Origin of the sequence: Bradyrhizobium sp. 21 (assembly GCF_023073335.1) — a bacterium.
Lineage (GTDB): Bacteria > Pseudomonadota > Alphaproteobacteria > Rhizobiales > Xanthobacteraceae > Bradyrhizobium.
In genome coordinates, this window is record NZ_JADPJG010000019.1 from 209,930 (window position 1) to 222,377 (window position 12,448).

Genomic DNA, 12,448 nt, shown 5'->3' on the forward strand with positions numbered 1-12,448 from the left:
AATGGAGGAGCAAAATGAAGAAGATCATGGTGGCAGTATCGCTGGTGGTCTTGCTCGGCGGCGCGGCGGTTGCGCAGACCGGCAGCCCCAAGGGATCGACATCCGGAGGCGCGGCCTCCGGATCTACGCCGCAGGCGCCGGTCGGGCATCGCCAAGTGCGTGCCGCCGATGTGCCCAGCGAGAAGAATCTGAGCGATCCCAACGATCCCCTCAGTAAGGAAAATCAGGCGCTCGACAAAAAGATCAAGAGTATCTGCCGCGGTTGCTGACTGTGGCAATGGCGGGCAGGGCGCGACAGCATCGCCCCGCCCGCGTTAGTCCGGTCAGGCCGTGCGCTCGTGCAGCCCGGCGCGCGCGGTGTTGCGCCGGATCTCGACCGCGTCGGCAAGCTGCTCGAGCACGGTTGCCGTGGTCGCCCAGTCGATGCATCCGTCCGTGATGCTCTGGCCGTAAGTGAGCGGCTTCCCCGGTACCACGTCCTGGCGCCCGGCAACGAGATTGCTCTCGATCATCACGCCCATGATGCGGTTTTCGCCGCCGGAAATCTGCCCGGCGATGTCGGCCGTCACAAGCGGCTGGTTTTCCGGCTTCTTGCTCGAATTGGCGTGGCTTGCATCGACCATCACGAGCGGCGCGACGCCTGCCTTCGCCAGATCGCCGCAGGCCTCCGCGACGCTTGCCGCATCGTAATTCGGCTTGCTGCCGCCGCGCAGGATGATGTGACAATCCTCGTTGCCCGCGGTCGAGGCGATCGCCGAGCGGCCGAGCTTGGTCACCGCCATGAAATGATGCGGATGCGCGGCCGACTTCACCGCGTCCGCCGCGATCCGCACATTGCCGTCGGTGCCGTTCTTGAAGCCGACCGGACAGGACAGCCCGGAGGCCAGCTCGCGGTGGATCTGGCTCTCGGTCGTGCGCGCGCCGATCGCGGCCCAGGACACCAGGTCGGCGATGTATTGCGGCGTCGTCATGTCCAGGAACTCAGCGCCGGCAGGCAGGCCGAGATTGTTCACCGCCGACAGCACGTTGCGCGCCAGCCGCAGGCCCTTGTTGATGTCGAAGCTGCCGTCCAGATCAGGATCGTTGATCAGGCCCTTCCAGCCGACGGTGGTGCGGGGCTTCTCGAAATAGACCCGCATCACGATTTCGAGCTGATCGGCGAGGTCCTCGCGCAAATTGGCAAGCCGCTCGGCATAGTCGAGCGCGGCCTTGGGATCATGCACGGAGCAAGGACCGACCACGACCAGCAGGCGGTCGTCCTGGCCCTTGAGAATGGTGTGGATGGCGTTGCGCGCCGCCATCACCACACGCGTTGCGGTGAGCGTGCGCGGGACTTCCCGCATCACCTCATCGGGCGTGCTCAGCTCTTTCAGTTCGCGGATACGAAGATCGTCTGTCGTGCTCAGCACGGCGGGCTCCTGTTTGTTTCAGAACCTGCCGGCCAATAAAAAAGCCGCCAGGTCTGGCGGCTGTTCGGACTAGATGCTGCAATTTGTCAGATTGAGCGTGATCCTCCCACCGCCAGCGAGCTGTCGTAGCTAAAGTACCAATAAAAGCTGGTGGCGACGGTGATCATGGAAAGCCATATAGCGTGCCGTTGACGAGTTGTCACCCCCCAAAGCGGTGCGGGCGCAACGAGGGCGCCTCAGCTGTTGCTGTTGCGTGCCGCCAGCGCCATGCCGATCAGGGTGGCGCCGCCGAACAGCAGGTTGATGCCGACGAGGATTCCGATCGCCCATTCCGCAGAGCTCGGCAATCCCGTGATCACCATGAACGAGATCGCGATGTCGACGAGGCCCGAGATCAGCAGCCACGACCAGCGGCCGCCCGGCTCGCGGCGGTGCTCCAGCGCGTACATGATGGTGGCGACGCCCTCGGCGAGGAAATAGGCGCCGAGCACGAGGGTCAGCGTCAGCACGGCTTGCATCGGCCGCGCCAGCAGCAGCATGCCGGCGAGCACGGCGAGCGCGGCCGAGATCAGCGACCACCAGAAGCCCGGGGTGTTGCGCGTCCAAAAGGTGACGATCAATCCGCCGATGCCGCTGATCAGGAACATCCAGCCGAGGAAGATCGCGATGGCGAGGCTTGCGAGCGGCGGCAGGATCAGTGCGGCAACGCCGAGAACGACGAGCAGGATGCCCTCGAACAGGAAGGCTTTCCAATGTGCCTTGACCGTCCGGCTCATGGCGGATTGCAGCCGGGAAAAATCCTCAGGTGATGTCATAGAGGGCTCCAGATCGGCGGGCTCCAGATCGATACGCGTGCACTCAATCTAGTCTACGCGCACCGCGCTTGCCATCCCACGGCTCAGCCGCCGCCGTGCGCCGACGAAAAACCTTCGGCGCTGGTCCGGATGCGGTTGCGCCCGAGAACATAGATCGCGGTCGTGACGATCAGAAGTGCGAGGCCGAGCAGGATCGAGGTGAGGCCGATCGGGATCAGGGCCAGCGTCAGATTGCGCTCGGGGTTGATCAGCCAGTGATGGATCGAGGTCAGCACGAAGGCGAGCCCGACAAAGCCGACGCCGCCGCCCGCGAGCAGCAGCGCCCACATCCGGCGCAGCTGGCTGAGCCGCTCCCGCGCGATGTCGGTTCGCGGCGCGTGATGGCGCGCGACACGGCGGACGAGGCGGATGGCGAAGGCGATCGAGCTGAATCCGATCAGGAGGCTCGCGGCGCCCAGCCATATCCGCAAGCTGGGATCGAGATCGGGCATTTGCTGCAGGGTCAGCAGCGGGAAGTCGAAGGCCGAATGCAGCGCGAGCGGGCCCGCGAAGATCAGCAGGCGGCTGGAGAGGCGGGCCCAGTCGCGATGATGGCGGTTCGCGCCGAGCGCCGTGCCGGCGCGCGCGATCGTCAGATAAGCGCCGGCGATGATGCCGAGCGCCCCGTGGAATGGCACGGTCAGGACGCTGCGCAACGCGGCCAGTGAGCGCCACATCTCGGCATGCTGGACCAGATAGGCGAGATTCTCGTAAGCGGCGAAGCCGAGGCCGACGGCGGCACCATAGACCACCGTGTCCATCGGGTTGGCGAAGGTTCGCCGCTTGGTCGAGGCGACCAGCACGATGGCGATCACCTTGACCGCTTCCTCCGGCAGCGCGACGCCAAAGACCGAATGCATGGCCAAGGCCGCCCAGGGATTATCGGGGGCCGCGACCATTTTGGCGAAGGGCGCGCGGGCGAGGCCCAGCAGCGAAATGCTGGCCGCGCCGAGCAGGAACGCGGTCCAGACCTGGGCCGGCGGTCCCGGGCGTTCCTCGGCGGCAATGACAAGCCACAACATCAGCAGCGCCGGCGCGATGGCGGCTGTTCCGATGACGGTGGGTAACGCTTCAATCAGGTACATCGGCGCCGAAAATAGGTTCCCTTGATCCGCTTATCTACATTTGCGGATGCGACCATGTGTCATGCACTTGCTGTCGCTTCGCTTAACACGCGTGACAGCCTGCGTTCAGCTGCGCCGCCCGGCAGTTCAGAATGCGAAGCGCAATCAATTGCATGACAGCACATGCTCGTCATCCATGACAACGATCGCGCGCCAGATGTCGCGGCGCGATTGGTGAGCCAGATCAACGAAATGCGCAGGTTTCTTCGATTCACGATGCACGTGTCTTCCCGGCAAGTCCAGAGCCGGGCCGGTCTGGTCACGGTTCGTCGTGCGTCCGCTGGGGTGCTGGCGCGATCCGCCGTGCCCGGGCCTGCTCAAGCTCCCAGAAGGCGCGCACGAGGCACATGCCCAGGCAGAACACGATGAGCAGCAGCAGGAAGGCCTGGTCGACGGCGGGGATCTGTATCATGGCGATAACAAAGCAACGCGCATGCCATGCGTTCCAGCAACGGCCCGCGCGGGGCGCAGCGGCGCATTACACAAAGCGCGGCTTGCGCAGGACGAATCGACCGCGGAGCTGGCTGTTTGCGGCCTTCAGTGGGTGGTGAACGGCGGCGCTGCGTCGGGCGCGACGTCGAAGGCGCCGAGATGGAATTCGTCGCCGATGGACTCGTCCGGCTCGGAATGGTGCGCCATCAGCGTGAAGGCGGCCTGCGGATATTGCTTCCAGATATCGATATCGCCGGCGGTGATGGTGAGCCAGCCGAAGGTGTACATGTAGCGTCCGGGCTCGGTGACCCGGCCGACCCTGTCCCAGGTGATCTTATCAACCCTGATCTTATCAATTGTGAACTTGTCGACTGCCATTCGGTCCCCCGATCGCAAGCCTGCAAATGACGTCCGGCACGAAGCGCGGACTTTCAAAAGCTGATCCCGGAATGGGGCTGCGATAGGGCGGCGAGGCGGAGGATCAGGCCGATTGCAGCAAGGGCGTACGGACGATCAGCCGAACGAGGTCGTCCCGCGACTGCTTTTCGGCGAATTTCACCGCAAAGCCGTGGTCGAATTTGCGGATGACGCGCCCGACGCAGGCGCCGACCGCAAGCGGGGTTCCCATTGGCGGGTCGTATTCGCAGGATATCGCGACACCGGCCGTGGAGACGTCGATGATGAAGCAGGGATGGCTGCCGCCGTCGGCGAGCGTCAGGAAGGTGTGTGCGACCTGCGGAACGAAGCGCGCGTCATTCCGCAGCTCCTGGACGCTGGCGTCCTTTTGCTTCTTCTCGAGCCAGGTCAGCTTTTCCGACATCCAGGCCCGACGGGCCCGCGTCATGTCGAGCTCCATCAGGAAGCCCGATTTCAGCGTCGCGCTGATGGTGCACTGGAATTCGCCGAAATCCTGGAAGTAGGAGGTCACGCGCTCGCCGACCTTGCCGACCACGGGCACGTCGACCATCATGCGGAACGGCGAGACGCGGCTGGTGCGGCAGGCGAAGGTTCGGAGCCTGCCCTCGCAATCGTACCAGCGCGGCAGCGAGTAGCTGCCGCTCACGGTGACTTGCACTGCACGCTGCCTGAGGAAGTCTGCGACGGACATGGGCGCCAATCGTGTTTCGGAATATTTCCGTAAATCCACGGTAGCGATCAAAATCTAAGCAAATGATACCGGCACTCACGAGCAGGGGTAAATTTCCGGTTAATGCGCGGATCGGGGCGGGCGGCATAGCGCCGCGATTACGAGGCCCGTGATCTCACGATCGCGTCATCCGAGCTGCACCAGCAGAGCTAGCAGAGCCAGCGCGCCAAGGGCCAAGACGAGCTTGATCGTCGCGCAGGCCAGGCCGTCCGGTCTGCTCTGAAATCCGAACCACGGCAGTGCACGCCGCATCGCGCGCGTTGCGAAGGCTTCGACGATGGCGAGCAGAAGAGCGATACCGGCGATGAAGGACCATGATGCGTCCGGCAGCATCCATGCCGCGAGCCACGCCGGCACGGACGCTTTCAACGATGCCAGTAGCGCGAACCATCCGAACAGGAATGCGAAGCTCTTGATGATGTCGGGTCCGATCGTGTCGGGCTCGAAACGGATACCGATCTTTCCAAGCGCAAGTTCGATGCGCTCGCTATCGGTGAAGAACAGGAAGGCGCCGAAATAGAGCGGAACGCGCGACTGAAAGAGCAGCGCGATGATGCCGAACAGGACGGCGTAGCCGAAGGCATCACCGAGAATGTTTCTGCCGGCCATATGCGACGGCTCCGACGCAGCAATGGCCCGAGGCAGCGATCTGGCGCGCGCCATGTGCTCGAGCATTCTTGCGCGCCGCTCCGGCGCATATGCTGCTGCACGCTGCATCCATGGCGGCGGCGCCAGCGAGGCAATTCCGGCCTGGTCGTCCGAGGGAGATTTACGCTGCGCCATGGGGCCTGCATCCGGTTCCAACAGGACATTGGTCGGAGGCGGGGGGCAGGGAGGTTCATGGGGGACGGAGGTTTTTGCGCCCGCCGTCCATAGCCGGATGATGGCGCTCCCTAGCGGAATCGAACCGCTCTCTCCACCGTGAAAGGGTGGCGTCCTAACCGATAGACGAAGGGAGCAACGCAAGGCCTCGCCGCTTTCGCGGCACGGCCGCCGGCCGCCCGAACAGGGCCCGGGGGCTGCAGCGGGCGAACGTATAGTGGCCTTTGGCGCCGCGGGCAAGCCGTCCGGGAACGGGTTTTTAGGCCGGTGGACAAGCCGCCCACCGCGATCATTCGGAGGCGAATTCAACGGTTTCTTAGGGTTCCCGGGCTAGCGCTGGACGGGGAGAATTTCAGCCAATGCCACAGCCCAAGAAGCGCGCGGCCCGCAAGTCGCTGTCGCAGCACGCCTGGATCACGCTGGAGGGCGGATTCGCGGCACGGCATTGCCTGGTCCAGGACATCTCGAGCTCCGGCGCCAAGATCACGCTGGACGAGGATGCGAGCCAGCTTCCCGGCGTGATCCGGATGGCGTTCGCGCGCGATGCGCGGACTGGGCGGAGCTGCCAGGTGGTCTGGCGCCGCGGCAAATCGGCCGGCGTCAAGTTCATCTGACCTCGGGCCAGGCGGCCCCGATGGCGCGCGGCGCCGGTCCGGGCTAGAACGGCCCGCATGCGTGCGCTGCTCTTCATTCTCGTCTCGTTGCTGACGACGTCCGCCGCCGCGGCAGAGGCCCTGCGTCTTCCGCCGGCCGAGCGCCCGCAAGCCGCCAGGGCCTTGCCGGTGAAGGACTTGCCGCTGAAGGGCGCGGGCGGGACGGCGAAGGCTGGCTCCTGCGCCTCCTATGGCCGCGGCTTCTACCTGGTCGAGGCGACCGGCACCTGCGTCAAGATCGGCGGCTCGATCAGCGTCGAGACCACGGTCAGGCGCTGATATCATGCGGCCCGAGATCATCGTCCCGTTCGTGATGTATTGCGCGCTACTGTGGTGGGTCGGACGTGGCCTGAGCTGGACCGCGCGGCTCGCCACCGCGGCCGTCACGCTGGTGCTGATCGTCTGCGTGCTGCTGGTCGAGCGCGGCTGGCCTTGAGAGGCCCAAACAAAAAAACGCGAAAACAACCCCATGCACAGTAGCCGCCGAGTCCCGCCGGCGCGCGCCTGAACGGGGATTCACCGAGACCACAGCGCAGCTTACGCCGCGCCAGCGGCTCACGACATCGGCGGTGCCACATGTTGCGCAAAACCGGGCCGTTGGCCGAGTTCGGCGAGCCAGCGCGTCAGATGCGGCTGCGCGGGCCGGGTGATGCCTTCGACGCCGAGCCAGCGCCGCGCATAGGCGCCGATGGCGATGTCGGCGAGCGTGAAATGATCGCCGTCCATGAAGCGTCGCGTAGCGAGCAGTCGGTCGGCGATCGCCCAGACCTCGGCGGCGGCATCGGCATCCCGCTGCACCTGGATCATGTCGCGCTCGGCGGGCGCCGTGCGCACGATGCCCCAGAACACGGGACGGTCGACCGGCTGCACCATCGACAGCGTCCAGTCGAGCCAGCGGTCGACGCTGGCGCGCTGCCTCGGTGCTTCGGGATAGATCGGCGTGCCGCGCCCATGCGCGAGGCAGAGATAGCGCATGATCGAATTGGACTCCCACAGCACGAAGTCGCCCTCGACCAGCGTCGGGATCCGCGCATTGGGGTTCATCGCGAGATAGTCGGCCTCGCGGGTCTTGCCGAAGGCCATGCCGGCGTCGATGCGCTCATAGGAGAGGCCGAGCTCGGTGAGGCACCACAGCACCTTCTGCACGTTGACCGAATTGGCGCGGCCCCAGATCGTCAGCTTTTGCTCCGGCACATCGTCCTCCCGCGGCATTCTTTCCGCGGGTGATAGCGGAATTCGCCGTGGCGGGCGACGCGCGATTGCGCCGAGCCCCTTATGCAAAAAAGGTCCGCATGCAAAAAGCTCCGCACGAGGCGGAGCTTTCCGTAAGCAAACTGAGCCTTAAAGCAAAGCGAGCCTGATGATCAGTGGCCGAAGAACAGCCACAGCAGAATGATCACCGGGATCGGCACGCCAACCATCCAGAGCAATAATCCTCGTCCCATTGCATCCTCCTCCTGTTGCATTGTCGAAGGGAGAACGCCCAAGAAGGAGGCTGGTTCCAGCGGAAAGGCCTTACCAATGGCCGGTGTTTGGCATCGACGACCACGGCTCCTGCGGCGCCTTCGGCTCGCCCTTCTGCAGGATCTCGATCGAGTGCAGATCCGGCGAACGGACGAAGGCCATGTTGCCGTCGCGTGGGGGACGGTTGATGGTGACGCCGGCCTTCATCAGCTTCTCGCAGGTGGCGTAGATGTCGTCGACCTCATAGGCGAGATGGCCGAAGAAGCGGTCCTCGCCATAGGTCTCCTCGTCCCAATTCCAGGTCAGCTCGACCAGCGGCGCGCCGCGCGATTGCGGCTGCTTCTTCAGCGCCTCGAGATCATCCGACGAGCACAGGAACACCAGCGTAAAACGCCCCTTGTCGTTCTCGATCCGCCGCACCTCTTTCAGCCCCAGCGCATCCTGGTAAAACTTCAGCGCGACATCGAGATTGCGCACGCGCAGCATGGTGTGGAGGTATCGCATGGTTGTTGCTCCCTGGGATGGATGGAGGGTTTTGGTTTGGGCCGGGACGGCGGAGGTAGGAGATAGCAGTAAAATGGCAGGAGGGGCAGGGGGCGGCGGCAACTGCGCGTGAGCGGCGTCGCCAAGCGTGGGGTCCTAGCCATCGACGGCATGAGACTGGATGAGCCCAGCTGTCGCCGAACGTGCGTAATCGCTACGGCGGTTGTTCGATAAGAAGCGGTTGGATGCTGATGAGATTGCACACGTTCTTTTCGGACGAGCGTTGGGCGCCAGTGCTCTCAATTTCCGCAGCGTGGCGGAAGCGCGGAGGCCGGCAGGGTGGCAACAACGAATGCATTGATGAACTGTCACCGTAAGCCCCGTTGGCGGGCGGCTGAGTGGTCGAGGATATTTTTTAACAACCGAATTCAATTTATGGTAGAATTAGCGGCATTTTCTAACCAAGGACTTTGCTCATGAGCAATACCGTTGAGGCTCTGACAAAACTCTCAGAGGCGGTTGATCTTGCCCCGGGTCTTTTCGGCAGCCTTGCGACAATCGCTGTGGCCATAACCGGCGGAGCGTTCTGGTTCGGCAAGGTGCTCGAAGCCTCCGAAAAGAAAGCTCTGGTTGCCCAAAGTGCTTTTCTGACGCTTCAACTTAATGAGACGAAAGAAAAGGCGGCGCGGACGACTCAGGATCTGGCGACGCTTAAAGCGCAAATCGAAGAGTTGAAGGCGAAAGATCCAGGAGTTGGCCGTCAATTGGATGCGTCCATCGAACGAGCTCAAACATCCAACAATTCAGTTACAGATACAATCTCGGCAGCTGCTAAATATGTCGTCGAAATATTCGGGTAATGTCAATTATTCTCGCGCGCAGGGCCGGAGATGCTTACAAATTATTCCGAGAATGCGTCTTCGCTTTGAATGGAGTAAGATCGTGGCTTTAGTTGATGCATACTATTGGTCGCAAATTGCACTTGCGGTCATTGCCGGCTTAGCGGCGTTTGGCGCGTATTACCAGATACAAACGTTCAAGCGGTTTGAACTGCTAAAGTTGTTAGAATCGCCGCACGTCAAGCTTGCTCGGCAGAGGCTCTTTCTCGCGGACAAGACGTTGCGTGGGGTAAAGTGGTGGAGCTTCAAAGACGAAGCGTTCGAAGAAGAGCTCGAACAGTCGGCAGCTATTGTCGCGGGCTCCTTCGATCTAGTCGGGATAGTCGCGAAGGGCAGCAATCGGCGCTTTTTTCGAAGCCATTGGGGGCACAGCATACGCTGGACGCATGAAGCGCTTGAAGATTTTCTTGAGGAGCGCCGAAATCAGACTGGAGGAAATCCAAACGCGTTCGCTGGATACGAAACGCTTCACAAAGAAGTCGTCCTATAGAAGCAGCGCTGGACTTACGGTGACAGTGCTGGACTGCACCAGTCCAGCACTGTCACTGTAAGCCCTTGTCGGCAAGCATCTTCAGCGTCTTGGCGTTTTTCAAAAAGTTAAATCGGTTCGGAGTTGGTATTATTCCCGGCAAGATATTTCCTCACGAGAAAAGATCGCCGCCGCCAGCAAAAGCAGAGAGGCCCGATTTTGCCTGGATGATGGAAGAGTCGAAGCATCCCTCGGGGCTAATCAATGTCCCCGCTAAGACCATTTACGAAATTTATAAATCATCCAGTGATTGGGAGTTCATTCTTAAGATCGACGCACTGCTCGAAGCGGCTGCCCGGAAAGTCGTTAAAGTCGCCTTCTCCGCAAACGACAAGATGAATCCCGACAACATGAAGGATTTGTTGACACGCTGCCGATGAGAGGCCGCACGTCGCTCCTCAAACTTCTGGAAGCTACGGGGTGCGGTGAGGAGGAAAGCAGTTTGATCGATTGTGTACGTATCCTGCGCAACGGGTTTGCGCATGACATTACTCAAATGACCCTGCCGCTAATCGAGGTGATAAAGCAAGGAAAGACAAGAGTAACTTAATGAAAGGCCTTTCCTATATTCAGACATACAAAGAAGACGAACTGATAAAGATGTTCGAGAAGGACGGTTCGTTTCTGCGCTTCTGTATTCTCAGCGGCACACTAACCTTTATGATTTTGGCGTATCACGCAGTAATCAAAGAACCGGAAGAGGGTGTAGCCTAGGCCAGGGCTGTGCGTATGTGCCTTTCATTAGAACGTGCTGTCTAGAATCGAGGAAAGAGCCAAGGATCTTTCATCGGTTTCTTGGCCTCAAGGCGCTTCGGTCTCGAACGTGGCAACGGAATGGGCTCAATCACCGCGTTGAAATCGATTTGATCAGGTGGCGGAATGTCCACATTTGCATCACCCCCCATACCAGTTTTTTCGTTTGGTGCCTGCCAGCGCTTGTCGAAAGGCTCGAGCTCCTTTTGTTTTTTCTTGTTGTGTTCACTAGTGATGATGGGGATCGGTGGAGAAGGCAAGAAGAGAGCCGCGTAAACAAAAATGGCGAGAAAGCCGCCCATCGACGTAAGCACAACCGCTGTAATCGCGGAATTCGCTCGCCTCTCTAGCTTTGCTTCACGATGGAGACGTTCGAGGTTCGTCTGTGGAGGATGGAGTAGCGCGGAAATTTTATCCGGCAGGTTTTGCAAGAATTGGCCGATCGCAGCTACTCCCCGTCCCGCTGCCGACAGCAACCTGCCGAGGCGGCTAGTTTCGCTGCGTCCAAAATGACCGAAAAGAAGTGCTGCAGCGCCGGCCGCAATAAGGAGACCACCTGGGCTAGGATGTTCAACCGCGGATGCTCCGGTTTCCCAGAGATGATGGGCGAACCCGAACACCATCAAATAATCCAACAGCCAACCAAGCCAATGCACGATTGTTCTCCGAATTCAACTCTTCATAGAATAAAATCCCCTCAACACGCACGCTTTCGACAAAAATCCATTCATCTATTATTAACTAGTTCAGGTTCCGTTCAAATAGTCTTTTTGGAACTTCGACGTAGAATTGTGGAAGTTGTGTTGACTAAGCAACATCCGGACTTTTCCGGGGGCTACCAAGGCGAGTGGCAAGAACAATCGTCAATTCCGAATTACGCGAATTACCAGGGCAGTGTACTAAAATTGAGGTCGCGCGGCTTCGTGCTCATCATGGGCATGGCCCGGCTTGCTCGTTTCGTCATCCCCGGTCATCCGCACCGCGGCGCGGCAATGGCCGGAATTTCGGTGACAGTGCATTCAATTGACGCAGTCAGCCAGGAGTGGACCGAATCCGCAGGGCAGAGTTTAGTGCACTGTCACTCAATTAAGATTGGAGGTCTCCAAAGAAGCCCCGACTGGGTACGGGGCTCTTTCTTGCACAAAGGGGTAGGCGCCGATCTAAGGCTAGCACCCGTAGGCGGGTGTCTACAGATACCGTCTTGCGGACGTGCGTCGGCAATTTAATCTCCAAGCAAAAGCTATCAGGGGGCAGACCTGTGGGACCGCGCACTAAGAAGTCAGATGGCCTGACCGCAAAGATTGGCAAGGCGACTGCCATCCTCGTAGCGATAGGGGCGCTCCTCGCTGCGGCTCAGGCCATCATCGAGAAGATCTCGCCGATGACGTGTAAGGTCTGGAGCGCGTCTTGGTGTAGCAATGAAGTGACCCAAGCAGACGTTCGGGCATCCAGTGTTGCGATTGGAGCAACCGGTTGGATTTACGTTGGGACGCGCGTTGGGGACGTCTGGAAGACAACCCCTGAGGAGGGGGCCGAACCAGCGCTGACGCTAAAGGTCGATGGACTGCCAGCGTCAGGCCAGACTTACAATTTGTCTAACGCTGTTCACCTTCGAGCCGGACTGCCGGAGGTTCCTCCCGATGGCAGTCGGCCGCCAATGACCGATTCGAAGGGGGCGATTGGAACCGGCAGCCAAGTGAAAGTGGATAGCGTTCGGTTTTTGGACCTAACCAAACCAATAGCTCGAACGTGGATCTGGGCTCATGTCACCTATTTGCGTGCAGGATCTGAGTGATGACGATTAGCGTTTCTTGATTACGGTGACACCCATTAGCCGGCCGTTCGTCAAGTGGCGCAGATCTTTTTTTTGGCAGCGCGA

Annotated in this window: 17 protein-coding genes and 1 tRNA gene; 7 read left to right on the forward strand and 11 right to left on the reverse strand. The window is 60.8% G+C overall.

Annotated elements, in window-relative coordinates; all coding sequences use genetic code 11:
* Window positions 1–14: 14 nt before the first annotated feature.
* A complete protein-coding gene (locus IVB31_RS20080) occupies window positions 15–269 on the forward strand; it encodes a hypothetical protein (RefSeq protein ID WP_247325526.1) in 255 nt (84 codons plus the stop codon).
* A gap of 54 nt (window positions 270–323) precedes the next feature.
* On the opposite strand, the gene IVB31_RS20085 is transcribed toward IVB31_RS20080, so the two are convergent.
* The 8 genes from IVB31_RS20085 to IVB31_RS20120 all read right to left on the reverse strand — a co-directional run bounded on the left by IVB31_RS20085 (window position 324) and on the right by IVB31_RS20120 (window position 5,925).
* Entirely contained in the window at window positions 324–1,409 is a 1,086-nt protein-coding gene (locus tag IVB31_RS20085; RefSeq protein ID WP_346730882.1) for a 3-deoxy-7-phosphoheptulonate synthase, read from the reverse strand.
* A gap of 236 nt (window positions 1,410–1,645) precedes the next feature.
* The gene (locus IVB31_RS20090; protein ID WP_247325528.1) at window positions 1,646–2,224 is read right to left on the reverse strand and encodes an HdeD family acid-resistance protein; all 579 of its coding nucleotides are present in this window, start codon (window positions 2,222–2,224) and stop codon (window positions 1,646–1,648) included.
* A gap of 83 nt (window positions 2,225–2,307) precedes the next feature.
* A complete protein-coding gene (locus tag IVB31_RS20095; RefSeq protein ID WP_247325532.1) occupies window positions 2,308–3,348 on the reverse strand; it encodes a PrsW family glutamic-type intramembrane protease in 1,041 nt (346 codons plus the stop codon).
* 298 nt (window positions 3,349–3,646) lie between these two features.
* Window positions 3,647–3,799 carry a hypothetical protein gene (locus IVB31_RS20100; protein ID WP_247325535.1) on the reverse strand — a complete coding sequence of 51 codons (153 nt, stop codon included), beginning with the start codon at window positions 3,797–3,799 and terminating at the stop codon, window positions 3,647–3,649.
* A gap of 125 nt (window positions 3,800–3,924) precedes the next feature.
* A complete protein-coding gene (locus IVB31_RS20105) occupies window positions 3,925–4,197 on the reverse strand; it encodes a hypothetical protein (protein WP_247325537.1) in 273 nt (90 codons plus the stop codon).
* Window positions 4,198–4,300: 103 nt separating this feature from the next.
* A complete protein-coding gene (locus tag IVB31_RS20110) occupies window positions 4,301–4,927 on the reverse strand; it encodes a PilZ domain-containing protein (RefSeq protein ID WP_247325540.1) in 627 nt (208 codons plus the stop codon).
* A gap of 165 nt (window positions 4,928–5,092) precedes the next feature.
* Window positions 5,093–5,749, reverse strand: a complete 657-nt coding sequence (locus tag IVB31_RS20115; RefSeq protein ID WP_247325544.1) for a hypothetical protein — start codon at window positions 5,747–5,749, stop codon at window positions 5,093–5,095.
* A gap of 101 nt (window positions 5,750–5,850) precedes the next feature.
* A tRNA-Glu gene (locus tag IVB31_RS20120) sits at window positions 5,851–5,925 on the reverse strand.
* 222 nt (window positions 5,926–6,147) lie between these two features.
* On the opposite strand from IVB31_RS20120, the gene IVB31_RS20125 reads away from it, so the two are divergent.
* Genes IVB31_RS20125 through IVB31_RS20135 form a run of 3 tightly spaced genes read left to right on the forward strand, consistent with a single transcriptional unit; the run spans window position 6,148 to window position 6,877 of the window.
* On the forward strand, window positions 6,148–6,402 hold the full coding sequence (locus IVB31_RS20125; RefSeq protein ID WP_247325546.1) for a PilZ domain-containing protein: 255 nt from the start codon (window positions 6,148–6,150) through the stop codon (window positions 6,400–6,402).
* A gap of 57 nt (window positions 6,403–6,459) precedes the next feature.
* Window positions 6,460–6,720 carry a porin gene (locus tag IVB31_RS20130; RefSeq protein ID WP_247325549.1) on the forward strand — a complete coding sequence of 87 codons (261 nt, stop codon included), beginning with the start codon at window positions 6,460–6,462 and terminating at the stop codon, window positions 6,718–6,720.
* 4 nt (window positions 6,721–6,724) lie between these two features.
* The gene (locus tag IVB31_RS20135) at window positions 6,725–6,877 is read left to right on the forward strand and encodes a hypothetical protein (RefSeq protein ID WP_247325553.1); all 153 of its coding nucleotides are present in this window, start codon (window positions 6,725–6,727) and stop codon (window positions 6,875–6,877) included.
* Window positions 6,878–6,996: 119 nt separating this feature from the next.
* On the opposite strand, the gene IVB31_RS20140 is transcribed toward IVB31_RS20135, so the two are convergent.
* Together IVB31_RS20140 and IVB31_RS20145 are read right to left on the reverse strand one after the other, a co-directional pair.
* Window positions 6,997–7,635 carry a glutathione S-transferase gene (locus tag IVB31_RS20140; protein WP_247325555.1) on the reverse strand — a complete coding sequence of 213 codons (639 nt, stop codon included), beginning with the start codon at window positions 7,633–7,635 and terminating at the stop codon, window positions 6,997–6,999.
* Between the two features lie 321 nt (window positions 7,636–7,956).
* A complete protein-coding gene (locus IVB31_RS20145) occupies window positions 7,957–8,409 on the reverse strand; it encodes a VOC family protein (RefSeq protein ID WP_247325557.1) in 453 nt (150 codons plus the stop codon).
* A gap of 455 nt (window positions 8,410–8,864) precedes the next feature.
* On the opposite strand from IVB31_RS20145, the gene IVB31_RS20150 reads away from it, so the two are divergent.
* The 3 genes from IVB31_RS20150 to IVB31_RS20160 all read left to right on the forward strand — a co-directional run bounded on the left by IVB31_RS20150 (window position 8,865) and on the right by IVB31_RS20160 (window position 10,196).
* The gene (locus IVB31_RS20150; protein WP_247325559.1) at window positions 8,865–9,248 is read left to right on the forward strand and encodes a hypothetical protein; all 384 of its coding nucleotides are present in this window, start codon (window positions 8,865–8,867) and stop codon (window positions 9,246–9,248) included.
* An 82-nt stretch (window positions 9,249–9,330) separates the two neighbouring features.
* Window positions 9,331–9,777: a hypothetical protein gene (locus tag IVB31_RS20155; RefSeq protein ID WP_247325561.1), complete on the forward strand. Its 447-nt coding sequence runs from the start codon at window positions 9,331–9,333 to the stop codon at window positions 9,775–9,777.
* A gap of 89 nt (window positions 9,778–9,866) precedes the next feature.
* Window positions 9,867–10,196 (forward strand): hypothetical protein, encoded by a 330-nt coding sequence (locus IVB31_RS20160; RefSeq protein ID WP_247325570.1) that lies wholly within the window; start codon window positions 9,867–9,869, stop codon window positions 10,194–10,196.
* A gap of 375 nt (window positions 10,197–10,571) precedes the next feature.
* Here the strand turns inward: IVB31_RS20160 and IVB31_RS20165 are convergent, their stop codons facing one another.
* The gene (locus IVB31_RS20165; protein ID WP_247325573.1) at window positions 10,572–11,225 is read right to left on the reverse strand and encodes a hypothetical protein; all 654 of its coding nucleotides are present in this window, start codon (window positions 11,223–11,225) and stop codon (window positions 10,572–10,574) included.
* Window positions 11,226–12,448 lie beyond the last annotated feature (1,223 nt).